Below are 26,645 nucleotides of genomic sequence, written 5' to 3' on the forward strand. Positions count from 1 at the left end.
AGTTGCAATGCGCGAAGCCCAACACCGGACATTCACCACCCACGATGGCGTGGAACTGTTCTACCAACACTGGCCGGCTGTCGATGTGGCAGCGGGTGAACCCCGCCAGGCTGTGTTGTTGTTCCATCGTGGTCATGAACACTCCGGGCGCATTGCGCACCTGGTGGATGAGCTGGATTTGCCCGGGTTCGACTTCTTTGCCTGGGACGCGCGCGGCCACGGCCAGTCGCCGGGCGAACGGGGCGACAGCCCGAGTTTTGCCACCAGTGCGCGGGACGTGCAGACCTTCTGCGATCACATCGGCGCGACGCATCAGGTCGACGAAGCGAACATCGCCGTGGTCGCACAAAGCGTCGGCGCGGTGATCGTGTCCACTTGGGTCCACGACTACGCACCGCGCATTCGCTCGTTGGTGCTGGCCTCGCCGGCGTTCAAGGTCAAGCTCTACGTGCCGTTCGCCCGGCCGGGCCTGGCGCTGATGCGCAAGTTCCGCGGCAATTTCTTCGTCAACAGCTACGTCAAGGCGAAATTCCTCAGCCATGACCCAGAGCGCGTGGCGTCCTACGACAGCGATCCGTTGATCACCAAGGCTATTTCGGTGAACGTGCTGCTGGGCCTGTACGAAGCCGCCGACCGCGTGGTGGCCGATGCCCAGGCGATCCAGGTGCCGACGCAGTTGTTGATCTCCGGTTCGGACTTTGTGGTGCACCGCAAACCCCAGGAGCAGTTCTTCGAACGCCTGGGCAGCCTGCACAAGGAAAAACACATCCTGCCAGGCTTCTTCCACGACACCCTCGGCGAGAAGAACCGGGCGCCGGCCGTGGCCAGTGCCCGCCGTTTCATCCTGCAGAACTTCGCCCGACCGCTGGAGCGCCCTTCCCTGCTCGACGCCGATCGCCTGGGCGCGACCTGCGCCGAAGCGGAAACCCTGGCCACCCCGCTGCCCCACAACTCGTTGCGTGATCTTTACTGGCGCATGACCCGCGCCAGCATGCGCTTTGGCAGTAAATTGTCCGCCGGGGTGAAGCTGGGCTTCGACACCGGCTTCGACTCCGGCAGCACCCTGGACTACGTCTACCGCAACCGCCCTACCGGCACCTCGGCGCTGGGCAAGATGATCGACCAGAACTACCTCAACTCCATCGGCTGGCGCGGCATTCGCCAGCGCAAGGTGCACGTCGAAGAACTGCTGCGCCTGGCGATGGCCGAGTTGCGCGCCCAGGACCGCGAAGTGCGCATCGTCGACATCGCCGCCGGCCATGGCCGCTACATCCTCGAAGCGCTGCAAGGCGTCAGCCCGTTGCCCGAGTCGATCCTGCTGCGCGACTACAGCGACATCAACGTGCGCGACGGCAGCGCGCTGATCGTGGAGAAAGGCTTGGGCGACATCGCTCAGTTCGTCAAAGGTGATGCCTTCGACCGCCAGGATCTGGCAGCCCTGGAGCCAAAACCAACCCTCGCCGTGGTGTCGGGCCTGTACGAACTGTTCTCCGATAACCAGATGGTCGGCGGTTCCCTCGCCGGCCTCGCCGAAGCCGTGGAGCCTGGTGGCTTCCTGGTCTACACCGGCCAGCCGTGGCACCCGCAACTGGAGCTGATCGCCCGCGCCCTCACCAGCCACCGCGCCGGTCAGGCCTGGGTGATGCGTCGACGCACCCAGGCGGAAATGGATCAATTGGTCGAGGCGGCGGGCTTCCGCAAGATCACCCTGCGTGTCGATGAATGGGGCATTTTCAGCGTTTCGCTGGCGCAGCGAGTGCAGTAATGAGCGCCGTCATCGCTCCGGCCCGGGAACCCGCGCTGCTCAAACCGGCGGTGCTGTGGCTGCTGTTGCTGGCGCCGCTGTTCTTCACCACCTACGGCTTCGCCACCTGGGTCACCGCCCAGCGTGACGACGTCGGCACGCTGGTGTTCGCCTGGGAAAGCCACATGCCGTTCATGGCCTGGACCATCGTGCCGTACTGGTCGATCGATCTGCTGTACGGCCTGTCCCTGCTGTTGCCCAACAGCCGCGACGAACTCAAGCGCCACGCCTTGCGCCTGCTCACGGCCCAGGTGATTGCGGTCAGTTGCTTTTTGCTCTGGCCGCTGACGTTTACCTTTCCCCGGCCGCAAATGGATGGGCTGTTCGGCTGGATGTTCGACGTGCTGGCCGGCTTCGACAAGCCGTTCAACCAGGCGCCGTCGCTGCACATCGCGCTGCTGGTGGTGCTCTGGGTCTGTTACCAGCGGCACTTGCAGGGCTTCTGGCGTTGGGTGATGCACGGTTGGTTTGCGTTGATCGGCGTGTCGGTGCTGACGACGTATCAACATCACTTCATCGACCTGCCCACGGGTGCGCTGGCCGGTTGGCTGTGCGTCTGGTTGTGGCCGCTGGATCGACCGAGTCCGCTGTCGAGTGCGCGCCTGACCGCCGATCCGGCCCGCCGACGCCTGGCCTTGCGTTATGGCCTGGGCGCGGCGGCGCTGTTCATCCCGGCGTTTGCCTTGGGCGGCGCGTGGCTCTGGCTGATCTGGCCGGCGGTCGCGGTGCTCATGGTGGCGCTGAATTACTTGGTGTTCGGTGCTGATGGTTTCCAGAAGCGCGCCGATGGTCGCTTGAGTCCGGCGGTGCGTTGGTTGCTGGCGCCGTACCTGGCGGCGGCGTGGATCAATTCCCGCTGTTGGACGCGCAAGCACCCGCAGCCAGACCTGATCGTGGATAACGTCTGGCTGGGGCGAGTGCCTACGCCGATGGAATTGAAGGACAGCACGTTTACCGGCGTGCTCGACCTCTGCGCGGAACTGTCCATGGACAGCTCGAATATCTCCTATCGTTCGTTACCGGTGCTCGACCTGACGGCGCCGACCGCCGAGCAATGCCTGAAAGCGGCGCAGGCCATCGAAAGCCTAAGCCAACATGGGCCGGTGCTGGTCTGCTGCGCCTTGGGTTATTCGCGCAGCGCCACGGCGGTGGTTGCCTGGTTGTTGCACACCGGCCGGGCAGCGAACGTTGACGCAGCGATCGTGCAGATCCAGCGCGCTCGACCGCGCATTGTCTTGCACGCGGCGCACCGTCGGGCACTGGAACAGTTATCCACAACACGGGGGCATGCTCATGATCAGTGATATGGAACTCCACACCGTGGCGAGCCTGTTGCGCCGGGGTCATTCGCTGGACCAGCTTTCCACGGGACTGACGCTGCTGGCGGCGCTGCTGGGGTTGGGGCAATGGCTGGTGGGCGTGATCGATCCGTGGTTGCTGCTGTTGAGTGCTGTGCTGCTGGTTATCGGAGTGGTGGAAAAATACTGGGCACTGCGCGTGGCGTTCGACGCCGATCTGTTCCAGCGCATGGCCGACAGCACCCACTCCCTGGCCGAACGCACCTATGAATTGGATCAAGCCCTCACCGCGTTGGGCCTGCAACCCGCCGAACGGGCCGGGCGCCTGTGGACCGAACGACGGCACGGCGCGTTGTTGCTGCTGCGTCGGCAGTCGCGGTTGCTGGCGGTACAAGTTGTCCTGGTGCTGGGCTTCATCGTGGCCAGTCCCTGGTTAGCTTCAGGTATCTAAAAAGTTTTTGTGGCGAGGGAGCTTGCTCCCGCTGGACTGCGAAGCAGTCCCAAAACCAAGCGCTGCGGTGTGTCAGATTGGTTGTATTCAGCCTCTTGGGGGCTGCTGCGCAGCCCAGCGGGAGCAAGCTCCCTCGCCACAGTGATGCTTATGTTTCTCAGGACAAGGAATCCTCATGCTCGAACCCGTGGTCGCCAATCTCATCACCTCCGCCGCTCGCATGGTCACGGGCGCTCGCAGCCTGTGGCTCGGTTGCGCGCCGACGCCGGTGCAGCGGATCTACTTCGCCAACCACAGCAGCCACGGTGACTTCGTGTTGCTCTGGGCCTCGCTGCCGCCGGCGCTGCGCAAGCTCACCCGCCCGGTGGCGGGCTCTGACTATTGGCAAACCAGCCCGGTGCGCCGCTACATCATCAACCGGGTGTTCAACGGCGTGCTGGTGGACCGCGAGCGCAAGGACCCTGCGTACAACCCATTGCAGCCAATGCTCGATGCCCTGGAAAACGGCGACTCGTTGATCATTTTCCCGGAGGGCACGCGCAATCCGGAGGAAGGCCTGTTGCCCTTCAAGAGCGGGATCTATCACTTGATGAAAAACCACCCCGAGGTCGAGGTGATCCCGGTGTGGATCGCCAACCTCAACCGCGTCATGCCCAAGGGCCGTGTCCTGCCGCTGCCGTTGTTGTGCACCACCAGTTTCGGTGCGCCGCTGTGCATCGAAGAGGGTGAAAGCAAAGAGCAATTCCTTGAACGCAGCCGCGCCGCGCTGCTGGCACTGGCCCCGGAGCACGTCTGACATGGATCGATATACCCTGATGTTGTTTGGCGGGATCGGCGCGATTCTGGTGCTGGCGTCGCTGATTGGTTTCATTCTCAGGCTGCGGACCAAAGGCGCGCCGAACTCGGTCATCGACAACCTCAACGCCCGGATCAACGCCTGGTGGATCATGGTGTTGGTGATCGGCGTGGCGTTCTGGCTCGGTAACGCGGCGGTCATCCTGTTGTTCTACGCGGTGTCGTTCTACGCCCTGCGGGAATTCCTGACCCTGACACCGACCCGGCGCAGTGACTACCCGGCCCTGGTGGCGGCGTTCTACCTGGCCCTGCCGCTGCAATACCTGCTGATCTACTACGACTGGTACGGGCTGTTTTCGATCTTTATCCCGGTGTATGTGTTCCTGCTGCTGCCGATCCTGGCGTCCCTGGGCGGCGACAGCACGCACTTCCTCGAGCGCGCGTCGAAGGTGCAGTGGGGCTTGATGATCGCGGTGTTCTGCATTTCCTTCGTGCCCGCCCTGCTGACCCTGGACATCGCCGGTTTCGAGGGGCGCAACCTGTTGCTGATCGCCTACCTGGTGATCGTCGTGCAGCTCTCGGATGTGTTGCAGTACGTCTGCGGCAAGCTGTTCGGCAAACATAAGATCGCGCCGAACCTGTCGCCCTCGAAAACCGTGGAAGGTTTTGTCGGCGGCATCTTCCTGGCCTCGCTGATCGGTGGTGCGCTGTGGTGGATCACGCCGTTCAATCCCTGGCAGTCGTTCCTCATCGCCTTGCTGATCAACCTGTTGGGCTTTGCCGGCGGCATTGTCATGTCAGCGATCAAGCGCGACCGCGGCGTCAAGGACTGGGGCCACATGATCGAAGGCCACGGCGGCATGCTCGACCGGCTGGACTCGGTGTGCTTCGCCGCGCCGATCTTCTTCCACTTGGTGCGGTACTGGTGGACCTGAAAAAGCCTGCGGCGAGCCCCTGGACCTGTGGGCGTCTGTGGTGAATATCTAACCTGTGGGAATCTGTGGTGAATACCTAACCTGTGGGAGCGAGCTTGCTCGCGATGGCGGTGGATCAGTCAACATCGATGTCGCCTGATGTACCGCTATCGCGAGCAAGCTCGCTCCCACAGGTGTGTGTGCCCGGGCGGGTGGTTTAGCGGTGGGGCGACGGCATGGCCGTGGGATCAACACGAACGGTACGCGCCTGGTTCGTAGAGCGTTCCCATTCCTTGGCATCGTGACTGCAAAAAATCTCCAGGTGCCCGTTCTGGCCCGCCGCCAGTTCCCGCAGGCGATCCTGATTGCGCAGCCGTGCCGGACGATAGGTGTCCATCATGTACTGATAGAACTTCAGCCCCGGCGGGCAACGCCGCTCGGGTTGATGGACTTCATCGTGGAAGAAATACGCATCGCCGGCATGGAGCATCCAGCCGTCCGGTGTCCTCAGGGCGATCCCGGCGTGGCCGGCGGTGTGGCCTTGGAGCGGGACCAGGAAAATGTCCTCTTCTTCCGCCCCGATCAACGCGCGCACTGAATCAAAACCGAACCACGTGTCACCGTCCGGGGCATAGAACTCCCAGTTGTCGACGCCCTGCCACTGGCGCGCCTGGAATCGCCGTCGACTGATCCAGGTGTCGGCGCTGCGCGCCATCGCCATCTCGTCGCGCATCACGTGAACCCGAGCCTGGGGAAAGTCCTGGAGCCCACCGGCGTGATCAAAATCGAGGTGCGTCAGCAGGATATGCCGCACATCGCCGGTGTCGAAGCCCAATCGGCGCACTTGCTCCAACGCGGTGAGGCGATGCTCGAACTTGATGTTGTTGAACGCCCGGAAGAATCGGCTAAGCCGTTCGGGCGTCTGGACATCCCGCTGGCCAAAACCGGTGTCCACCAGGACCAGGCCATTGTTGTCGGTTTCGATCAGCAGGCAATGACACACCAGGCACGCCGTCAGCCCCCGACTGTAGCCATCGAACAACTTCCCGCCCACGGGGCACATGCAACCGCAGTTCAGGTGATGGATACGCATGGGGGCCTCCTGTCAGGAATGGCGTGCCGCTCTCGGGTTTTTCTTGGGCTCTTTAAAATCGACAGGGACGGGGCAGGCGCAATTCCGCAAAGGCGACAGGCGGTGGCTATACATGGCCTGGCATACACCCCTGTGGGAGCGAGCTTGCTCGCGATAGCGGCAGATCAGTCAACATTGATATCGACTGGTCCACCGCTATCGCGAGCAAGCTCGCTCCCACAGGGGACTCTTTCTATACAGGGGGCAATCAATCCAGAATCAAGTGCGGCAAAAACCGGCTGGAATCCTTGGTGATCAGGCTGTTGTCTTCCCGCACGCCAATGCCGGCGGCCTGGTCGCCGATGACCCACGAGCCGATCAGGGTGTAGCTGTCGTCGAATTTCGGCAGTGGCGCGAATTCCTGGAGGATGAACGGCGCGTCGGTGTAGGGGCCGTCTTCCTTGACGATCAAGCCGTCAGCGGTCTGCAGCTCGATGTTGGCGCCTTCCCGGGAAAAGAACGGCTTGCGCACCCAGCCTTTCGGCACCGCTTTGCGGATGTCGGTGTCCAGGTGGGCGGCAAGCAGGTTCGGGTGACCTTTGTGGAATTCCCACAGCAGCGGCAGGATGCCTTTGTTGGAGATGATCGACTTCCAGGCCGGCTCGAAAAACTGCGTATCGCATTGAGCGATCGCTTCACCAAAGGGCTCGTGGAAGATGAATTCCCACGCGTGCAACTTGAACAGGTGAGGAATCCAGCGCTCTTCCAGGTCGACGAAACGTCCGTCGCTGTTGAGGCCGATGTCTTCGATATCGATGTGCCGCGATTCAATGCCGACTTTTTCCGCGATCAGGCGCAAGTAATCCGTGGTGCCCTTGTCTTCCACCGAGCCTTTCATCGAGGCGAAATAGAACGGCTCCTTGAGCTGCAACTGGGCGAAGGCCTGGTGCAGCTTGGTGTCGATGCTGTTGAACTGGTCGGCATGGGCCGGCAACATGCCGCGCTCGATGCATTGCTCCAGCCACCCCCACTGGAACGCCGCCGCCTCGTAGAGGCTGGTCGGCGTGTCGTAGTTGAGTTCCAACAACTTGGCCGGGCCCTTGCCGTTGTAGGAGAAATCCATGCGCCCGTACAGGTGCGGATGGCCTTCCAGCCATGACGTGCGCACCAGGTCGAAGAACGGCGCCGGGATGCTCAGGCGTTCCAGCAATTCTTCGCTCTGGACCACCCGGGCCACCAGGTCCATGCACATGTCATGGAGCTCGGTGGTCGGGTCTTCCAGGTCGTCCTCGATCTGCTTGAGGGTGAACTGGTAGTACGCGCTTTCGTCCCAATAGGGTTCGTCGTCGATGGTGTGGAACAGAAAGCCGAGTTGCTCGGCGGTCTGTTTCCAGTCGGGACGTTCTGCGCAATGGATCTTCTTCATGGCCCTCGTTCCTTAGCCGCCGGAGCTGCTCGAACCGCCCCAACCGCTGCGGGCACTGGACTTGCTGCCGAAGCCACCGCGCGAGGTGGACGACGCGACGGCCATCGCCTTGCTGGTCTTGACGGAGTCGGTGTAGCTGCCATACCGCGCCTGGTTGGACTTGGTAAAGGTCGAGCCGCTGGAAACCCGCTGGCTGAGCGTCGAGGACCCGAAGTTGCCGCGGTCATCGCGGTAGCGGTAGACCGGCTCGGAGTAATAACTGCTGCGGTTGCCGCTCAACATGTTGCCGATCAGCAGGCCGGTCAACAGGTTGCCAAAGCCTGAACCACCGACGTTCGCTTCCGAAGCCGGCAACTGGGCCCGGGCGGCATCGACCTCGGACTGCGTGACTTCGCCATCGGCGTTCAGCTCGAAACCACCCAGCTTGGGCAGGAACTTGCCGGCCGAGTCCTGCTGGCACCAATCGGGCACGAAGTCGGCATCGCAATCGGCCTTGCTATCGTAGACCGGCGCGATGCGACGATGCTCACCCATGGCGGTCATGTAGGCGGTGGAGCAAATGTCCACCGGCAGCTTTTCATCGACACATTCCTGGACGGACTGGAAGTTGTACTTCTTCTGCAACTTGTAGGTTTTTTCCGCGGGCCCGCAACCGGATATCGCCAGGGCGACCGACGCGGCCAGCGAGAGCTGGACGTACTTGCTTCGTTTCATCGGGATCTCCGTGGCGCAATCAGTTCGTGGAAGGCGTCATGCACGCGGCGTTCAACATGCCGACGCTGATGGCCACGGCGGCGATGTAGATACCCGCGGCGATTTCACCGTTCTTGATGCGCGCGGAAGCGCCCTTGAGCACCAGGCTGGTGACCAGAAACGCCAGCAACTGGACGACCGCGGCGATCACTGCCCAGACGACGAAGTCCAGCATGCTGATCGAGTAGGCGATCACGTTGCTGGCCGGAATGGCGAAACCGATCACGGCGCCGCCCAAGGCAATGGCCGCGGCCACGTTGCCCGAACGGATCAGTTCGAATTCCTTGTGCGGCGTGACGCGGGTGTAGATGAACTGGAACAGCGCGAACAGCACGGCGGCGCCGAGGATGTACATGACAAAGCCAAGCACGGCGGCTTTGTTCAGGGAAATGGAGAGCGCTTCAAGCATGGATTTCTTCCTTATTCAAAGAGTGTTCAGGTCAGTGGTGTACAGCGAAATACCCAGCGAAGTGCTCAGGCTGACAGTGCCTTCGGCGTCCTCTTCGACGGAAAACAACAGGAACTCCCGGCGATCCGTCAGGCCGGTGTCGCGGGCATACAGCATCGAACGGTGCTCGACGCTGTAGGACTCTTCGGGATTGCTTACGCGTTCGCTCAATCCCACCAGTTCGGTCTGGCCCGCCTCGGTGCCCCATTCGCGGGTGTACTCGACGCCGTCGTGGGTGTAGGTCGGCAGGCCGATCAGGCTTTCCGGGCCGGCCAGGCGACGCAATTCCGCTTCGCTGTTGATCGTGACGTAGCTGAGGTAGTTGAACAGGATCACCGACTCGACCTGCCCGGCGACGTCGCCGCTGGTGTGCACTTGCAACCAGTAGTCCTCGTCGTTCATGTAGCAGCGCGACAACCAGTTCGACTGCCCGAGGTCGACGATGCCCAGGCTCCAGATCTGTTGGTTGCCTGGGATGACTACGGCGGTGTTGCCGTCGAGCAGCAATTTGAGCGTGGCATCGAACATGACCTGCTTGCCGGAGGCCAGGCCCAGCGGCCCAACGACAGGCGCGCTATTGCTGGCTGCTGTGTTCGAATTCGGGGCCTCGAGCCCCATCAACTGTTTAAACCACCCCATGGGAAATTTCCTTGAGACGCGCCGAGGCGATATAGAAGAGTTCGCCGCCCACCACACGGGTGGCGCCGGGCGGGTTGATCGACGGCTGGCGGGCACCTTGGGCGCGGTAACCGATCAGCGTAGCGTTGTGCTGCTCTTTCATCCGGATATAAAGGTCGCCAAACGTCGCTTCAAACGCTTCGGGCAGCTTCATCAGGTATTGCGTGGCGCCTTCGCCTACGCAGAGCAATTCATTGATGACCACCGACGAGCCCGGGTCCTGGGAGGCACGCACCAGCATTTCGATGGCCATGCTGGAGGTGCATTCCAGGCTCGGCGCATAGGCGCTGGCGAGGGCGGCCACTTCGCTGTCATTGAAATGGGCGACCACATGCCCGACAGGCCCCAGTCGATTGACCGCCAGCACGGTGGCCAGGGTCAGGTCGTCGGAATGGGTGCGCACCAGCACGCGTTCGGCACCTGGCACGCCGGCACGCTGCAACAGCGCGACGGAGGACAGGCTGTCGCCTCTGATGTAGGTGGCCTTGCCGGGCATGGGGTTTTCTTCGAGATCGCAATCGCAGATGACGATCAGGTTGTCATTGGACGTTTCGTCCTGCAGCAGCAGTTCGATGACCCGCTCGCTGGTGGCGCCCTCCCAACCGATGAGCACCGTGTGGCCGACCTTGCCGGTGAAATCGCCTTTGCCCTTCATGCCTTTTCTCCATACATCGATGACGCTGCTGGTGGTTTTGCCGATGACCGTCGTCAACAGGGCAATGCCCCCGAGCATGATCCAGGTCGCCACGAAAATCCGTCCGGCGGAGGTCTGTGGCAACAGATCGCCATAACCGACGGTGAGCGTGGTGGTGAGATAGAAGTAGATAAACGTGGCGGCGGCGATAAGGTGTTGCTCGCCCAACAGCACCAGGCCGATCCAGGCCGTGGACAGGTGCACGCCCAGCGCAATGGCCAGCCCCGCCCAACCGAAGCGATGGAAGAAGGACGATGCGTACGTGCGCAACAAAAGGAAAATCGACATTGCGTCCCTGACTCCGTGGGGCTTGGTTCCTGGCGGGATCATCGCTCCGGCGCCTGGGGGCGCGAGCGTAGTGGCCGGACAGCATTAAACCTGTTGCGGGGCTTGGATAGAAGTACCTGCAGCACAATTAAATCCGTGGTCTGCCGCACACCCTTGTGGCGAGGGAGCTTGCTCCCGCTGGACTGCGAAGCAGGCCCCGTTTTTGGAGCCGCTTCGCGCCTCAGCGGGAGCAAGCTCCCTCGCCACGGGTTCACCCAGGACAGCGTGTAACGATTACTCAGCCGATTTTTTCTTCAGGCGTTCCAGGATCGCATTGGCGCTGCCTTCGTTTGGCGTGATGCCGGCATCGCGCAGCTTGCGCTCCAGGTCGGAGCCGGTGGAAGCCTCGGCCAGTTCGTCCTGGGCTTGCAGTTCAGCGGCACGTTGCTGTTGCTTGGCTTGCAGGCGGTTGAGCGTACCGACGGCGGTTTCCAGCTTGCCATTGGCGCCGCCGCTGGCGATCGAGGCGCTGACCTGGGCCTTCTGCACGCTTTCACGGGCCTTGGCCATGTCCACTTGCTGGCGCAGGCTCTTGATGCGGGCTTCGGCCTTGGTGATGTCCTTGCGCATGTTGTCCGCGTAACCGCCGAATTCGGTCGCGTGCTTTTGCTCGGCGTCCAGTTCGTTGGTCAGGGTCGAAATGGCTTCGGCCACTTCCAGCGCCAGGTCTTCGCGGTTGGCCTGGATCGCGGCCAGGGCCTTGGCTTCCAGGTCCTTGATCTTGGCGTTGTATTCGCCGACGCGATCGGTCGCCAGCTTGTGCTTGGCCATGATGGTGACCAGCTCACGCTTGGCATTGGCCAGCGCGCTGTCGGCATCGCGGATTTCCTGGTCGAGGATGCGCAGGGCCTGTTGGTCGACGATCGATTCGCCGACTTCGTTGGCACCGCCACGCAGTGCGGTGAACAACTTGCTCCAGATGGACTGAGTCATTGGATGATTCCTATTCGGCGAATTAGATGAAGAAGCGTTCGAAGGCTTCGCTGGCGCGCTGGACATTGTCGACGAGGGTTTTGACCTCGGTGACGACGTTGGTCAGGCTGGAGTCGGCGCTCAACGCACCGAACATGTTGTAGACCACCTGTCCGTTGGGCATGGTCTCGATGCCGATGGACGACAGCGGGAACATTTCCCGACTGCGCAACACCGCGTCGTTGAAGGCCGCCACATCGCTGATCGACTCGACGTCCACCAGCACGGTATCGACGATGATCTGGTCGCCGACCACGGCGATGTAGATCGGCAAGCCACCGAAGTCATTCATTTCCAGCTTGATGCTGGATTCGGAGCCTTGGACGAGGGAGAGGGTGATGTCGTTCGCGACCACTTCGTCCAGGGCCTGAAGGGCGCTGTAGAGGCGATCGATGTTCCAGTTATTACCTGCGCTCATGTAATCCTCCGACATGAATGAGCCAGCCAGAATCGGTTGGCGTAGCTGTTTCTCCATTTGCTTGAGCAGGCTTCTGTTTTCGGGAAGCACCCAAGTCTCGTGTTTCACATACCCGGCGGCACTCAGGCCCGCGCGCATCTGCTTCATGTAGAAGCTCGACGGTTTTTTCGCCGAGGGTTTGGCGCGCTCTCCCGTGCGGCTCGATGAATCGGTCACAGGCCCGTCAGGCGGATCTGATGGAGAGCTGGTTGGCATGGTACTGACCCCACTGTGAAAAACTCACGCGTGAGAAACACTACAGGCACTTTCCAAACCCCACAATAGCTCACGCGTGAGATTTTTCTGAATCACAAACACCGACGATCCCTGTGGGCTGACCGCTTTTGTGGCGAGGGAGCTTGCTCCCGCTGGGCTGCGCAGCAGCCCCCAAGCAGCCAATACGATCAGCCTGACACTCCGCGGTGTTTGTTTTTGGGGCTGCTGCGCAGCCCAGCGGGAGCAAGCTCCCTCGCCACGGGGGTCATCACATGCAGTCTTAGGGATAGCTGAAGCTTTTGACCAACGTCAGCTCCCCCACCGCCCGCATCGGCACGACGAAGGTTTCCATTTTCTCGTTCGGCGTGCCCTCTTCGGTGATCACGGTGACCTGGGCGGTGGTCAAGGCCTGTTGCGCCTGCGCCACGGACTCGCCCTCTTCACCGTCCTCCTCACTGCGATAACCGCCGCCGTAGTAATTCACATACACCAGGTACTGGCCCTTGATCGGCGCGGGCATGGCGAAGATTTCCGGGCCGTAGCCGGTGGTGACGTCGACGTCGAGGGCCGCGCCGTTGGCGACGGCGCGGTCGCCGTACCAGATGTGCGCGCCATCGGGGGTGACCAGGTGCAGGTCCAGGTCGGTGCCGTCGCTGTCCCACGTCAGCAGCACCCGCAGCTTGGCCGGGGTGGCGCCGCCGCTGGTGTTGAGAAACTGCGTGCGGTGACGCTGCTGGCCATCGGCGCTGCGCACTTCAACGCTGTTGCTGCCGTTGGGGAACGAGAACGGCCGGTCGAAGCGACCTTCTTCATCCAGTTTCAGCGGCAGGCTGACGCCGTTGACAATCAACTGGCCCGGCGCGTTGCTGTCCTTGGGCGCACCTTTGATCTGCCCGGAAATGCGCGCGGTGTCGGCCTGGCCCGGGGGCGTGTTGACCGACGAGGCCGGGTAATTGACGGTTTGGCTGAAGCTTTCGCCTTCACCGCCCGGTGCACCGCTGCGCCAGCCGCCAATGGGGGTGTCGAGCTTGATGGAGTCGGCAGCCATGGCCGGTGATAACGCGGTCAGGGCGCAGAGCAACAGCAAGACCTGTGGATAACGGAGTGTCATGGTCTATTCCAGCAAGAGGTGACGGGCGAGCCCTTCGATATAGGTTTCGTCCTGGCCGTTGGGGTGAGCTTCGAAGGCCAGGTGCAAATATTCATGTGTCAGGTCGAGACGGTCTTGCAGCGACAGCACGCCACGCACGTAGATGCGCTGGCGTTCGCGGTCGACATACGGCCGGCCGAAGGCGACGCGGCAGACGGCGAAAGCGCTGATTTCGTTGTAGCCGACTTCACTTTCCAGCCGCTCACGCCAGCCCCGGCGCTGCTTCAGCAGCCAGTCCTGGGCGGCGGGCAGCGCTTCGCAGGACGCCACCGGGTTGTCCCAGCGGCTGAGGCTGGCGCGCGGATAGGCGTGCAGCAGGATGGCGTCGTAGCGTTGGCCAGCGTTGGCCTGCTCCACGGCTTGCGCCCAGGACAGTTTGTCCGGGCCCGGCTGGTCGGAGTGGTAGGTGACGTCGGTGCCGGCCAGGACCAGGTCGCTGGTCCAGGCGGCAATGGCCCGGGTTCCAGGCGCCGCCGGACGTGGTGCGACACGCTGGCGATGGCTGCTGTCGTCGATGCTCAGGCAATCACCGTTGCGTTGGGCGTTTTGCAGCAGATACGTACGGATCGCCACCGCCAGGGCCTTGGCGGCTTCGGCGGGTTCTGCCTTGGCTTCGCGCTGCAAGACCCGGGCGACGTACTCCTCGCGGTCCAGGCGCGCCACCAGCTTGCCGGGCATCAGGAACAGCTCGCCATCGCTGTGGATGTCCAATTGGTTGCCGTTGGTGAATTCGACGCGGTAGTCACCGCGCAGCTGACCCGGTGTGGCCGGCCGCTCGCCGGCCATCACCCGTTGCAACGGATAACGGGCAAACAGATCGACTTCCACGCAGCGCCCGGTGTCCGCCGGCCAGCGCGATGGCAATGCCGCCGCCAGACCTTCGCCGTAGACCTTGAGGACCTGCTGGCTGGTGCCACGACCCCCGGCCCACACCGGGGTGCCATCGGCCAGCCAACCGGCAAAACCGCCCTGTCGCGAGGAAGGCCCCTGGTCACCCAACCAGCTCCAGGTCTTGACCCGCAGGCGACTGCCCAACTCACCGACCAGCCGCCCGTCGGCCGCGCTGAGTGCCACGTCCAACAGCACCCGACGGGCCTGGTCCTGGGCCGGCAGCATGGCCAGGGCCTTGAGCAATTGCGCGACGGGTACTTGCGTCTGGGGTTGCAGCGTTGGCAGGTCCAACAACCAGGGCGGCGCTTGGCGAGTCTGCCAGTAATCGCGCCAGTTCGAGGCCGACAGCCCGAGCCGCTGCGGCTCGAAATACAAACCACAGGATTTCACCAGCGCCTGGTCACGACCGATGCTCTGCCCGGGATTGCAGCAATAGACTTCTTCCTTCGACTCGCCGCGGCACTCATACACCGGTTCGCGAGCGTTGGTGTCCACCAGCCAGGCGTAGACAAACAGCTTCCACAGGCTGCCCAACGGTGCCTGCAACGTGTCGGGCAATGGCTGGCGATCCAGCACCTGGGTTTGATTCACCCGCAGCAATTGACCGTCGAAGGCCAGGCGCAACGGCTCGTCCTGCGCTGTCGCCAGCGCAGGAATCAAGCACAACCACCACCAACCCCAAGGCCTGCGCATGTCAGTTGACCGTCACCTGACCGAGCGCCGGTTTCTGTTCGCGCGCCTGATTCTGTGGTGCATAGACTTGGGTGAAGCGCACCGGCGGCAAGGTGAACTGGCCTTTCTGGGAGAAGCGCACCAAGTGCCGCAGGCGCAGCTCGCCACTGAGGGCGTCCAGCGGTATCGCATAGGCCATCTGGCCCGGCTCGAAGCGCGCCTTTTCCAGGGACGTCGGCTCGCTGTCGGCCTTGCCCATCAACTGGATGCCCCAGGTGGTGCGTTCCACATCGGCGCCCGGCGGCAACGGCACTTCGAGCATGCCGTAGCGCAGTGGCGTCGGTGCCTTGCTGTTGATGATCACTTCATCCAGGTAGAGGCTGTCGCTGGACAACGGTTTGTTGCCCACGGCTTCGAGCTTGAAGGTGAAGGCCTCGTCGCCCGGCACCAGGCGCGACAGGCGCCGGGTGATCGACACGGCCATCGGCGCCACCGGCGCTTGCTGGCTCTGGAAGCTCAATGCCGCTTGCAGTGGACGCTCCTCGGCACCGGTCAGGGTCAGCATCGTTGGAAGCTGCGCGCCCTGCCACTGCCAGTAGGTTTCACCGGTCGCGCCTTGCTTGGCAACCCAGCCTTCGCCCGGCGCCAGGGCCACGGCCGGCGCGGCCTGTTCGATGCTGCGCTGCAACCAGGTCAGGGCCAGCGCCCGTTCCAGGGTGGACTGCTGCGGCAGCACGCGTTCGAGCAGTGCCGTGGCGCGGGCTTGATCGAAGCTCTGCAGCGACAGCAGCAAAGCCTCGACGAAAGGCTGCGAGCTCAGCTCCAGTTGCTGTTGCGCGGCGTCGGCCTGACGGCTGAAGGCGGCGGGCAACGGCACCTTCGCCTGCTTGGCGAGGGACGCGGTCAGCACTCGGGCGCTGGCCAGGCCAAGGGCGGAGTCCGGTGCGTACATGACCAGGCTGTCTTCGCCGCTGTCCAGCACGCTCTCGGTGCTGTCTTCGCTGGCCTTCGCCAGGTCGTCCATCAGGCCACTGAGCAAAGTATTCACCGGCAGTTGCATCTGCTTGGCGAACGACAGGATCAACGCACGTTGCAGCAGCGGTGTATCAGCGGCCTCCTTGGCGTAGACCTCCAGCACCCGCTGCCAGTGTTCCGGCGGCAGGCTCAGGTCCAGGGCCTGGCTGGCGTGCCAGTCGGCGTAATAGGCATAGGCAGTGAGGAAGGCATCTGGCTCACCGTCCTGGCCCCACCAGGTGAAGCTCGCCGACGGCCCGGCCATCTGCACCAGGCGCAAGCGGCTGTTTTGCATGATCAAGCGCAAGCGGTCGCGGATCTGCGGATTCGACGCCAGGGTCGGATAGGCGATGCTCAACGGCAACAGGCGGCTGGCGGTCTGCTCGACGCCACCGTAGGGGTAGCTCAGCAGGTCATCCAGGGCCGAACGGAACAACGCTTGCGGGCTGTCATCCAGGCGCAGGCGAATATCTGTGGCGTCGGTCGGCAGGGTCAGCGGTGTGTCGCCACTGGCCACATCAAGGCGCTGGCTCTGGGTCACTTGCCAGCCGTTGCCGCTGGCGTTCAGGTGCATGGCCAGGGCGTCCTGGGTTTCGCCGTTCAGTTGCAACTGCACGGTCAAGTCGCCGCTGCTCAATTCCAGGGCCGGCAGGGCCACGTAGTTGATGCCGTTTTTCAGCTCCGCCACCACGCGCTGTTCAGCACCGGCGTAACGGATCAGCAGCTCGGCCTTCAGGGGTTTTTCCGATTGGCTGAAGGCGAACAGGCCCAGTTGCGGCTTGTCGCCCGTGCGGAAGCGGGTCGGGCCGCTCCACTTCAGGTACAGCGGTTTTTCCGACGCAATGAACTGCTTCTTCTGGCCGACTTGGCCGTCGTCAGCGATCGCCTTGGCCGTGATGCGCCAGCGGGTCAGCGAGTCCGGCATCTTGAAGGTGAAGCGGGCCTTGCCGTTGGCGTCGGTGACCAGCTCCGGCTGCCACGCGGCGGTGTCGACGTCTTCACGCCGTGGCCGCTCCAGCACCTTGACCCCACGCTCGCTACGGTTGGCCTTGCCCGGCGCGCCGGGGCTGCCTGGCAGCGCCACGTCGTAGCTGATGAACGACAGGCTGGCACTGGTGCGCACATTGTTGCGACGCGGGTGATAGAAGAACTGGTCGATGGTCGGCGCCACTTCCGGTTGCAGGGCGTAGACCATCTCATCGACCACGCTGACCGTCAGGTGCGCCGGGATCGCCTTGCCGGCGAACTGGGTGCTCAGGTCCACGGTCACCGTGTCGCCCGGGCGATAAGTGGCCTTGTCGGTGACGACAGCCACATCGATCTGCGGCGTGATCACCTTGATGCCGGCGTTCTGGAAGCTGTACTGGCCGCCCTTGGTGTACAGCACCGAGAAGGTCAGGTTGGGTGCGAAGCTATCTTTCACGGCAATGCGCGCGCGGTATTGGGTGTCGCTGAGCTTTTCCATCTTCAGCCAGTCGCCGCCCTTGGAGAGCAGCGCCGTGGCCTCGACCTTGTCCCGCTCAAGCGACAGCAGCGCATCGCTGACCGGCTCCGGGAAGGTGATCAGCGCCAGCGCTTCGTCACCGGTCTTGTATTCAGGCTTGTCGAAGACAATTTCGACGGTGCCCGGCACAGCCTTGATGCCTTCACCGGTCACCGCATGGGCGGCGGCGCCAATGACCCGACCGTGGTCGTCCTTGAGCGTCAGGTTGTAGGTGCCGGGGCGCTCGAAGGTCAGGCTGAAGCCCTTGTCCTTGGCCGCCAGCTTGCCTTCGCCGGTGCTCTGGTCTTCCAGGCGCACCCAGGCATAGCTGCCGGGTGTCACGGCCTTGGCCTGTTCGTTGCCGCCTTCGTTGGCGTAGCTGAACGACACCTTCTGGCCAGCGGCGCTGAACCGCTGGGGAGCGCTCAGGCGGAAATTCGCCGCGCCACGGTCGATGAGGATTTCCTTGGTGGTCTTGACCCGATACGCCGCGCCATCGCTGGCGAATACGGTGAGCGTGTAGCGGCTCGGCTTGTCGGCAGCCGGCAGGTCGAGGGTCGCGTTGCCCTTGGCATCGGTGGTCACTTCGCTGCTGGTCAGTTCCACCGGGAATTGCCCCAGGTATTGCAGCTCGTTGTCGACCATCGACAATTGCTGGGCCCGCAGGCTCAGGCTCACCGTGGCATTCACCACCGGCTTGCCGTCCGGGTACAGCAGCACGAGGTTGCCCTTGACCGGCTCGCCAGTGCGGTAATCCTGCTTGGCCAGGTTCAGGGCGATCTCAAAGTGCGGCTTGATGTATTCGGCCACGCGAAAGGCGCTGCTGTAGAGCTGGTCCTTGTAACTGAAGCGCAGCTCATAACCACCGGCCACGGCGTTTTCCGGCAGTTGGAAACGGCCTTGGGTACCGGCCTTGGAGTCGAGCTTCAGGGCCAGGGTTTGCAGCGCGGTGCCGGTGGCATCGAGGACGCTGACATTGACGTCGGCGGCGGTCGGTTGCACCGAGTCACGGGCGTTCTTGAACTCGCGACCGACGATTTTCAGCGACACCCAATCCCCCGGCCGGTACAGCGGCCGGTCGGTGAACGCATACAGCTTGGTGTCGTAGATTTCGCTGTCGTAGTAGAAGTTTTCCGAAACGAATACGCCGCCCTCCTCGTCTTCACCGATGACGAACGAACGCTCCGGGCTGACGTGCTTGAGGCGCAGCAGGCCGTCTTCATCGGTGGCACCGCTGCTCATCACGCCCAGGCCGTCGGTCCACAGCACGTTGACCTTGGGCACCGAACGCCCTTCATGCTTGCGTGCGGCCCAGACCAGCAATTCATCGCCGGCAATCTTGCTCACGGCCACGGTATTGGAGACGAAGACCATGGTGGTCGCGCGGTATTTGCCGATCAGCGCTTCCACCAGGTACAGGCCTGGCTTCAACTGGCCCAGCGGCACATAGACGTTGCCCGGGGCGACGCTGACGAACTCACTGGACGAACCCGCCAGGTTGACCCCGGCTGGCGGCTGGATTGGCTTGGCCTGCCACAGCGGATAACGGAACTGGCTGACCACCGGCAAGCCCGGGATCAAGGCGAATTGCGCCGGTGCCTCGTACGGGGTCGGCGCGACCAGGGCGTCGCCGATCCTAAGTTCCGGCACTTCTTCGGTGACGTGCTGGCGCGATTCGTAGGAGAACGCCCGTTGCATCACTCGACGGGACTTGCGGTACCAGTTGTCCCACAGGTACGCGAGGGTGTTCGACAGGCCTTCGCCCTTGAACTGGCCGTCGCTGACCACGCGGTGCAGGTTTTTCTGGCGCTTGAGGAACTCCAGCGGTTTCTCGATGCGATAGACGCGGATATCGGCGCCGCCGTAGGGCTCCATGCGGTACCGACGGTAGTCGCGGCCCGGCGCTTCGAGGCGAACCATGGCCTGTTCGTCGCTGGCAAAACTGCTGTCGGCCAGCAGGAAAAAGCTTTCGCCGGACACCGGCGTGTAGCCGCTGGGCTCCACCGTGTCTTCGGCATTAACCATGGGTGCCAGCAACAGGGCGAACAGCAGGGGCAGTTTTGAACACAAGCGCAGCATGCGGGCACCGGTCATTGGGAGAGAAAGTTGAGTCGATAGACGCCGATGAAGTTGGGGTTGGCTGCGTCGGGTATCCATCGGGTGTCCTTCCAGTTCATGAGTTGTTGCAGGCTTGCGGAGCGCATGCCGTTGTCGGTAGGGGTTGTGGTGCCGGTGTGATAGGCGATGTAGCGGCCCATCCAGATCATCAAGTGCTGGTCATCGCCCTGATCGAAGAACATCAGGTCGCCGGGGCGGGCCTGGGCGACATCGCGGCCCACCAGGCGACTGTTGAACTGGATCAGCTTGATGGCGTTGACGTAGGGCCCGACCTTGCCGCCGCCCTGCTGCCACTGCTGGGCGAGGCGCCGTTGCGCATCGCTGAGGGGCAGTTCCGGGGGCAGGTAGCGATTGGACAGGCCATTGCTGCGCAGCCATTTTTCATCGTGGACCTTGAGTGCTTCGTTGGCGGCGAAACGCACCAGCCCGGCGCAATCCTGCTGGTACCAGCGCGGGCTCGGGCCTTTGGTCAGCTGTTCCTGGGCAATGCGCACGAACCAGGCGCGAAAAACCTGGGACTGCTGCACGTCCAACGCCGGCGCCTCGACGGCACGCGCCGGCCCGCCGAGCAGCAGTGCCAGCAGCAGCGTCAACGCAGGGTTGCGGATCAGTGCGGTCACAGCGCTTTCCATTCCAGCGGCAGCCACTGCCAATGGCCGTCCGGCTCGCTGCCCGCGGGCAAGGTCAGGGCGTATTTGCCGTAGCCGCCGAGGGTGCGCAGTTTCGGGATCAGATAGGTTTGCGCGGCGTTATAAAACACCGGCTCCATGTCCTGGGGCAGGCTGTCGAGGGTTTCGCGCTGCATCAGTTGCGCCATGGAATCCGGGCCGAAGTAGACCGGCATCAGCAGGTCTTGGGGCACCACCTCGGCCATGGGCGGGAAGCGCTTGTCGAGGGTGCCGAGGGCCTTGTCCACCAATTTGTCATCAAGGGAGAACAGCAAGGTCGAACCGTGGCGCGCCAGGCTGACCCGCAGGAACGCCTTGCCGGTAATCGCTTCGGGTTGCTCGGCTTCCTTGGCCGAATACGGCCCGAAGTTGGAGCTGACCTGGCGCTGCCATTGGTGCGTCGAACCTGCTTGCTTTTCCACTACCGGGAACGCGTGTTCGGCGACGTTGTTTTCATAGGCGCCGACCATCGAACCGAACAGGTTGCCCAGGTCGGCGTCGAGCTTGCCGTCGTCGTCATTCAGGCTTGCCACCAACAGCGGCGTGTACAGCCGCGAATCGGCGTACCAGCACAGGCCGGCGGCACCGGTCACATGATCGACCATGGCCTGGGCGGCTTTTTCCTCGGCGCCCAGTTTCACCAGCAATGGTTTCTGCTGCTCGGCCGCCAGGGGCAAGGCCACGCAGGCGCTGGCGCCCATGGGCATGGCTTGCCAGATTGGCTTGAAGTCGAAGTCCGGCTGGTTTTCCAGTTCGTCCATGGCCAGGAAGCTGTGCCAGCCCTTGTCGTCCATATCGAAGCGCAAGCCGGCGAAGTTTGGGATGAACCGCTGGTAGCCCATGGCGAGCACGCTGGCGTTGACCGAGATGCGTTGCTTGACCTCCGGCGCCTTGGCCGGCAGGCCGAAGGCTTCAGGGAACAGTTTGTCGCCGTTGAGCAAGGCCGCCAGGGCGGTCGTCGAAACGCTGCCCGGCTCCACCGCCGACCCGCTGGCCGGGTCGTACAGCTTGGTCGGGTTGGACAGCACGACCAGTTTGTCGCCGTGGGAGGCGAAGGCCAGGGATTTGCTGGCGTTGTAGCTGAGCTGGTAAAGCGCGACGTCGTCGCCGCCGACCTTGAGGTCGCTGAGCTTGCTCAGTTGGGTGTCATCCAAGGCGACCTTCGCCAACGGCTCCAGCACCTTGGCCAGGCCGCCGCGATCCATCACCAACAGGAAATCCTTGAGGCGACCGTCCGCACCGCGCCACAACGCGACGTCGGCCGGCTGGTCGAAAAGCGCTTCGATCAGGCTGTCCTGCAGCTTGAGGTCATGCTCGTAGATGATCCGGCGCAGGCTGCCGATCAGCCCGAGGCGATCGGCGTGGGCTTCGTAATAGAAGACGAAGTCCTCGGTGAGCGTGGCCTTGAGGAACGGCACCGCCAACAGGTCCTTGGGCAACTGGCTCAGGGAATGGGTCTCGAGCAAGCCGTCGGGACGACTCAGGCCGAGTTTTTCCAATGCCAACGCCATGGGCGGCGCCTTGGGCTTGTTGATGAACCAGCCCAGCCCGGCGGCCACACCGGCGACCAGGCACAGCCCGATCAGTATCGCCGGCCAGCGGCGCACAGGTTTGGCGACAGGTGTCGGCGTGGTCGGGGAAGCAGTGTTGTCGCTCATATTCACAAGGGCCTGTTCATCCGTGGAGCGGATTTAGTAGTTGAAAGTCTTGACCAGCAACAGATCGCCAATGGCGCGCAGGGGCACGACAAAGGTCTCGCGTTTTTCATCGACGGTGTTTTCGTTGAGCACCAGGTTGATCTGCGAGGTGATCACCTCGTTCTGGTTGCTGGTCTCATCGAAGTTGTAGCCGCCGCTGCCGTAGTTGCCCCAATAGTTCACGTAGACCAGGTAGGTGCCGTGCATCGGCGCGGTCATGGTGAACATCTCAGGGCCGGGACCGTCGACGCCATCCGGGTCGAGGCCGCCGCCGTTGGTCAGCGCCGGGCGACCGAAGAAGGCATGTTGGCCGTCGGGTGTGACGATATGCAGGTCGAGCTCGGCCTTGGGGTCGTCCCAGCCCAGCACCACGCGGATCTGCGCCGGGGTGCGCAGGTTGTTGGCTTCATAGAATTGCACGCGCTTGAGGGACTGGCCTTCGGAACTGCGCACCTCGACGCTGTTGGAGCCGGCGCCGAACGCATACGGCCGGGCGAACCGTCCTTCATCGTCGGTATAGAGATTCAGTGGATTGCCGTTGACCGCCAGGCTGTGGGGCTGGCGCGCCGTGCCCATCGCCTTGATCTGGCCTTCGATCATCGTGCGGTTGCGCTGGATGCCGCGGTCGATGGGTGGCGTGGGATACGCGACTTGCGGGTTTTCCGTACGATCGAGCAAGCCGCTGTAGCGCCAGCCGCCGACCGGCTCCGACATTTCAGCCGAAGGCGCGGCCCACGCCAACGGCGCACCGAGCAACACGATCAATAAAGAAAGAAAACGCACGTATGCCTCCTGCCATGCACGACGCAACCCGGCGCCCTTCCAGGGCGCTGCTTGTGATTATTCGGGTTTCGTCTGAAGGCCCCGTTACAAGGCAATGCTGTTCACTTAAGACAATCGATAAACCCGTGGCGAGGGAGCTTGCTCCCGCTGGGCCGCGAAGCGGCCCCAAAACCTGCCAATTGTGGCGTATCAGACACACCGCACCCGCCGGTTTACGACTGCTTCGCAGCCGAGCGGGAGCAAGCTCCCTCGCCACAGGGTCATCATTTTTCTTAAGTGAACGGCATTGCCGTTACAAGGGGCCGTAGATGGCGCGAAGAGTAGCCATTTGACGGATTTTTCACAATCGGGGAACACGCGATTCTGTGTGGGAAATCACGTACTGGGAGAGGCGTGAGCCGAATAGGGGATTTATTCGGCTCACGAAATGAGCCGAATACGGAACCCGACGTCACTTCTGACGAAATCCCGTGGCGAGGGAGCTTGCTCCCGCTGGGCTGCGCAGCAGCCCCAAACCCGCCGGGTTGATCCAGTTTGCGACCGCTGCGCTCGAGCGGGAGCAAGCTCCCTCGCCACAAAAGCACTGGATCACAGCCCGCGTTACCCCGCCCTGATTTGCCCGAACACCCCATGTCTGCTAGTGTCGCGCCGGTTTAACAGTCAACCGGAATAGCCGCCATGGCCCGCAAAAAAGCTGCACTGGATTTCGAACAATCTCTGGCCGACCTGCAAACGCTGGTCGAACGCCTGGAGAACGGCGAATTGTCGCTGGAAGACTCGCTGACCGCCTTCGAGCAGGGTATCGGCTTGACTCGCGACTGCCAGGCGGCGCTGGCCCAGGCCGAGCAGAAGGTGCAATTGCTGCTCGAACGCGACGGTGAACTGACCGAAGAGCCTTTCGACGCGGAACAACCTGAATGATCGGCGCGTATCAGGCCAGCAGCCAGGCCCGGGTCAATGCTGCACTGGATACCTTGTTCAGCGCCCCGAGCCCGGAACTGGCGCGCCTGTACGAAGCCATGCGCTACAGCGTGATGAACGGCGGCAAACGTGTACGGCCGCTGCTGGCCTATGCCGCGTGCGAAGCCTTGGGCGGCCAGGCCGAACAGGCCAACGGCGCCGCCTGCGCGGTGGAACTGATCCATGCCTATTCGCTGGTGCACGACGATCTGCCGGCCATGGACGATGACGACCTGCGCCGCGGCCAGCCGACCACTCACAAACAATTCGACGAAGCCTGCGCGATCCTGGCTGGCGACGGCTTGCAGAGCCTGGCCTTCAGCGCCCTGCTGGACCCGGCCTTGAGCGATTGCCCGGCGCAGGTTCGCCTGGACATGGTCAGCGCCCTGGCGTTGGCGGCAGGCCCTGCCGGAATGGTCGGCGGCCAGGCCATCGACCTGGGCTCGGTGGGCCTGAAGCTGGACCAGGGCGCGCTGGAATACATGCACCGGCACAAGACCGGCGCCTTGATCGAAGCCAGCGTCCAGCTCGGCGCCCTGGCCAGCGGTCGGGCCACGCCCGCCCAATTGCAAGCCTTGCAGGCCTATGCCCGGGCCATCGGCCTGGCGTTCCAGGTACAGGACGACATCCTTGACGTCGAAAGCGATACCCTGACCCTGGGCAAACGCCAAGGCGCCGACATCGCGCGGGACAAGCCGACCTACCCGGCCCTGCTCGGCCTCGACGCCGCCAAGGCCTACGCCCTGGAGTTGCGCGACCAGGCCCTGGCCGCGCTGCGACCCTTTGACGCGGCGGCCGAGCCGTTGCGCGACTTGGCGCGTTATATCGTCGAACGACGCAGCTGATACAAGGTCAACCCTAAAGATTGCGTATCGGCCAAGTTCCGGCCTACGCGTGGGCAGCTTGCGATGCATAAGGTAAACTGCCGCCTCTTTCTATACCTATAACGATTCGCCTGATGCCCACGACGTTTCAAGAGATCCCCCGCAAGCGCCCGACCACGCCCCTGCTGGACCGCGCCAACACGCCGGACGGCCTGCGTCGCCTGGGTGAAGCCGAGCTGGAAACCCTGGCCGATGAGTTGCGCCTGGAATTGCTCTACACGGTCGGCCAGACCGGTGGGCACTTCGGTGCAGGCCTGGGCGTCATCGAGCTGACGATCGCGCTGCATTATGTGTTCGACACCCCGGACGACCGGTTGGTGTGGGACGTCGGACACCAGGCCTACCCGCACAAGATCCTCACCGATCGTCGCGAGCGCATGGGCACGCTGCGCCAGAAGGATGGCATCGCCGCCTTCCCGCGTCGCTCCGAGAGCGAATACGACACCTTTGGCGTCGGCCACTCCAGTACGTCCATCAGCGCCGCCCTGGGCATGGCGATTGCCGCCCGCCTGCAAAACAGCGAGCGCAAGGCGATTGCCGTAATCGGCGACGGCGCACTGACCGCGGGCATGGCCTTCGAAGCGCTGAACCATGCGCCGGAAGTCGACGCCAACATGCTGGTGATCCTCAACGACAACGACATGTCGATCTCGCGCAACGTTGGCGGTTTGTCCAACTACCTGGCGAAGATCCTCTCCAGCCGCACCTACGCAAGCATGCGCGAAGGCAGCAAGAAGGTCTTGTCGCGCCTGCCCGGCGCCTGGGAAATCGCCCGGCGTACCGAAGAATATGCCAAGGGCATGCTGGTCCCCGGCACGCTGTTCGAAGAACTGGGCTGGAACTACATCGGCCCCATTGACGGCCATGACCTGCCAACGCTGATCGCCACCCTGCGCAACATGCGTGACCTCAAGGGCCCGCAGTTCCTGCACGTGGTCACCAAGAAAGGCAAAGGCTTCGCCCCGGCGGAAGTCGACCCGATCGGCTACCACGCCATCACCAAGCTCGAACCCCTGGACGCCCCGGCGGCCGCGCCGAAAAAAGCCGGCGGACCGAAATATTCCGGCGTCTTTGGCCAATGGCTGTGCGACATGGCCGCCGCCGACCCGCGCCTGGTGGGCATCACCCCGGCGATGAAGGAAGGCTCGGACCTGGTGGCCTTCAGCGAACGCTACCCGCAGCGCTATTTCGACGTGGCGATTGCCGAGCAGCACGCCGTGACCCTCGCCGCCGGCATGGCCTGCGAAGGCGCCAAGCCGGTGGTGGCGATCTACTCGACGTTCCTGCAGCGGGCCTACGACCAATTGATCCATGACGTGGCGGTGCAGAACCTCGACGTGTTGTTCGCCATCGACCGCGCCGGCCTGGTGGGCGAAGACGGCCCGACTCATGCTGGCAGCTTCGACCTGTCGTTCCTGCGCTGCATCCCCGGCATGCTGGTGATGACCCCGAGCGATGAAAACGAGCTGCGCAAGATGCTCACCACCGGCCACCTGTTCAATGGTCCGGCGGCGGTGCGCTACCCGCGTGGCACCGGCCCGAACGCGACGATCTCGGCCGACCTCGAGCCCATCGAGATCGGCAAGGGCGTGATTCGCCGCCAGGGCAAGCAAACCGCCCTGCTGGTGTTCGGCGTGCAACTGGCCGAGGCCCTGAAAGTCGCCGATACCCTGGACGCCACTGTGGTGGACATGCGTTTCGTCAAACCCCTGGACGAAGCCCTGGTGCGCGAGATGGCCGGCAGCCATGAACTGCTGGTGACCGTCGAGGAGAACGCCATCATGGGCGGCGCCGGAGCGGCGGTCAGTGAGTTCCTGGCGCGGGAAAACATCCTCAAGTCGGTGCTGCACCTGGGCCTGCCAGATGCCTACGTCGAACACGCCAAGCCGGCGCAAATGCTGGCCGAATGCGGCTTGGACGAGGTTGGGATCGAAGCGGCGGTGCGTCAACGGTTGCAGTTGTTGGGCTTGTAAGTACAGCCAACACAAGCCCCCTGTGGGAGCGAGCTTGCTCGCGATAG

Annotated in this window: 22 protein-coding genes; 8 read left to right on the plus strand and 14 right to left on the minus strand. The window is 63.3% G+C overall.

Annotation, left to right across the window (positions count from 1 at the left end):
* Positions 1-7 precede the first annotated feature (7 nt).
* From ACLH0I_RS26055 to ACLH0I_RS26075, 5 genes are all read left to right on the plus strand, one after another.
* On the plus strand, positions 8-1,765 hold the full coding sequence (locus ACLH0I_RS26055; RefSeq protein WP_411385748.1) for a bifunctional alpha/beta hydrolase/class I SAM-dependent methyltransferase: 1,758 nt from the start codon (positions 8-10) through the stop codon (positions 1,763-1,765).
* Positions 1,765-3,108, plus strand: a complete 1,344-nt coding sequence (locus ACLH0I_RS26060; RefSeq protein WP_411385749.1) for a phosphatase PAP2/dual specificity phosphatase family protein — start codon at positions 1,765-1,767, stop codon at positions 3,106-3,108. Before ACLH0I_RS26055 ends, ACLH0I_RS26060 begins: the two co-directional genes overlap by 1 nt.
* A complete protein-coding gene (locus ACLH0I_RS26065; protein WP_250965935.1) occupies positions 3,098-3,553 on the plus strand; it encodes a hypothetical protein in 456 nt (151 codons plus the stop codon). Before ACLH0I_RS26060 ends, ACLH0I_RS26065 begins: the two co-directional genes overlap by 11 nt.
* A gap of 175 nt (positions 3,554-3,728) precedes the next feature.
* Positions 3,729-4,349, plus strand: coding sequence for a lysophospholipid acyltransferase family protein (locus ACLH0I_RS26070; RefSeq protein ID WP_411385750.1), 621 nt, complete (start codon positions 3,729-3,731; stop codon positions 4,347-4,349).
* A gap of 1 nt (position 4,350) precedes the next feature.
* A complete protein-coding gene (locus ACLH0I_RS26075; protein WP_053125762.1) occupies positions 4,351-5,283 on the plus strand; it encodes a phosphatidate cytidylyltransferase in 933 nt (310 codons plus the stop codon).
* A gap of 196 nt (positions 5,284-5,479) precedes the next feature.
* On the opposite strand, the gene ACLH0I_RS26080 is transcribed toward ACLH0I_RS26075, so the two are convergent.
* The 14 genes from ACLH0I_RS26080 to ACLH0I_RS26145 form a co-directional block, all read right to left on the minus strand.
* On the minus strand, positions 5,480-6,355 hold the full coding sequence (locus ACLH0I_RS26080; RefSeq protein WP_411385751.1) for an MBL fold metallo-hydrolase: 876 nt from the start codon (positions 6,353-6,355) through the stop codon (positions 5,480-5,482).
* A 247-nt stretch (positions 6,356-6,602) separates the two neighbouring features.
* Positions 6,603-7,760, minus strand: a complete 1,158-nt coding sequence (locus ACLH0I_RS26085; RefSeq protein ID WP_411385752.1) for a glutathionylspermidine synthase family protein — start codon at positions 7,758-7,760, stop codon at positions 6,603-6,605.
* 12 nt (positions 7,761-7,772) lie between these two features.
* Positions 7,773-8,474: a DUF1190 domain-containing protein gene (locus ACLH0I_RS26090; RefSeq protein ID WP_186729654.1), complete on the minus strand. Its 702-nt coding sequence runs from the start codon at positions 8,472-8,474 to the stop codon at positions 7,773-7,775.
* 19 nt (positions 8,475-8,493) lie between these two features.
* The gene (locus ACLH0I_RS26095; protein WP_014340424.1) at positions 8,494-8,922 is read right to left on the minus strand and encodes a DUF350 domain-containing protein; all 429 of its coding nucleotides are present in this window, start codon (positions 8,920-8,922) and stop codon (positions 8,494-8,496) included.
* A 15-nt stretch (positions 8,923-8,937) separates the two neighbouring features.
* Positions 8,938-9,600, minus strand: a complete 663-nt coding sequence (locus ACLH0I_RS26100; RefSeq protein WP_250962599.1) for a DUF2491 family protein — start codon at positions 9,598-9,600, stop codon at positions 8,938-8,940.
* Entirely contained in the window at positions 9,587-10,621 is a 1,035-nt protein-coding gene (locus ACLH0I_RS26105; RefSeq protein ID WP_411385753.1) for an ion channel, read from the minus strand. Before ACLH0I_RS26105 ends, ACLH0I_RS26100 begins: the two co-directional genes overlap by 14 nt.
* 273 nt (positions 10,622-10,894) lie before the next feature.
* On the minus strand, positions 10,895-11,593 hold the full coding sequence (locus tag ACLH0I_RS26110) for a PspA/IM30 family protein (protein WP_186710531.1): 699 nt from the start codon (positions 11,591-11,593) through the stop codon (positions 10,895-10,897).
* Between the two features lie 22 nt (positions 11,594-11,615).
* Positions 11,616-12,197: a YjfI family protein gene (locus ACLH0I_RS26115; RefSeq protein WP_250962602.1), complete on the minus strand. Its 582-nt coding sequence runs from the start codon at positions 12,195-12,197 to the stop codon at positions 11,616-11,618.
* Between the two features lie 388 nt (positions 12,198-12,585).
* Complete coding sequence (locus ACLH0I_RS26120; RefSeq protein ID WP_411385754.1) at positions 12,586-13,416, minus strand: YfaP family protein; 831 nt, start codon at positions 13,414-13,416, stop codon at positions 12,586-12,588.
* Between the two features lie 3 nt (positions 13,417-13,419).
* Positions 13,420-15,039 (minus strand): DUF2300 domain-containing protein, encoded by a 1,620-nt coding sequence (locus ACLH0I_RS26125; RefSeq protein ID WP_411385755.1) that lies wholly within the window; start codon positions 15,037-15,039, stop codon positions 13,420-13,422.
* A gap of 1 nt (position 15,040) precedes the next feature.
* Entirely contained in the window at positions 15,041-19,609 is a 4,569-nt protein-coding gene (locus tag ACLH0I_RS26130; RefSeq protein ID WP_411387560.1) for an alpha-2-macroglobulin family protein, read from the minus strand.
* Positions 19,606-20,265, minus strand: coding sequence for a DUF1175 domain-containing protein (locus tag ACLH0I_RS26135; RefSeq protein ID WP_186710539.1), 660 nt, complete (start codon positions 20,263-20,265; stop codon positions 19,606-19,608). Before ACLH0I_RS26135 ends, ACLH0I_RS26130 begins: the two co-directional genes overlap by 4 nt.
* Complete coding sequence (locus ACLH0I_RS26140) at positions 20,250-21,959, minus strand: DUF2138 domain-containing protein (protein ID WP_411385756.1); 1,710 nt, start codon at positions 21,957-21,959, stop codon at positions 20,250-20,252. Before ACLH0I_RS26140 ends, ACLH0I_RS26135 begins: the two co-directional genes overlap by 16 nt.
* A 33-nt stretch (positions 21,960-21,992) precedes the next feature.
* The gene (locus ACLH0I_RS26145; protein WP_186710545.1) at positions 21,993-22,781 is read right to left on the minus strand and encodes a DUF2135 domain-containing protein; all 789 of its coding nucleotides are present in this window, start codon (positions 22,779-22,781) and stop codon (positions 21,993-21,995) included.
* A gap of 678 nt (positions 22,782-23,459) precedes the next feature.
* On the opposite strand from ACLH0I_RS26145, the gene ACLH0I_RS26150 reads away from it, so the two are divergent.
* From ACLH0I_RS26150 to dxs, 3 genes are all read left to right on the plus strand, one after another.
* The gene (locus ACLH0I_RS26150) at positions 23,460-23,702 is read left to right on the plus strand and encodes an exodeoxyribonuclease VII small subunit (RefSeq protein ID WP_003185917.1); all 243 of its coding nucleotides are present in this window, start codon (positions 23,460-23,462) and stop codon (positions 23,700-23,702) included.
* Positions 23,699-24,586 carry a polyprenyl synthetase family protein gene (locus tag ACLH0I_RS26155; protein ID WP_411385757.1) on the plus strand — a complete coding sequence of 296 codons (888 nt, stop codon included), beginning with the start codon at positions 23,699-23,701 and terminating at the stop codon, positions 24,584-24,586. Before ACLH0I_RS26150 ends, ACLH0I_RS26155 begins: the two co-directional genes overlap by 4 nt.
* 113 nt (positions 24,587-24,699) lie before the next feature.
* The gene (gene dxs / locus ACLH0I_RS26160; protein ID WP_411385758.1) at positions 24,700-26,598 is read left to right on the plus strand and encodes a 1-deoxy-D-xylulose-5-phosphate synthase; all 1,899 of its coding nucleotides are present in this window, start codon (positions 24,700-24,702) and stop codon (positions 26,596-26,598) included.
* Positions 26,599-26,645 lie beyond the last annotated feature (47 nt).

This window comes from Pseudomonas sp. MPB03 (assembly GCF_046605385.1).
Taxonomy (GTDB): domain Bacteria; phylum Pseudomonadota; class Gammaproteobacteria; order Pseudomonadales; family Pseudomonadaceae; genus Aquipseudomonas; species Aquipseudomonas zanjanensis.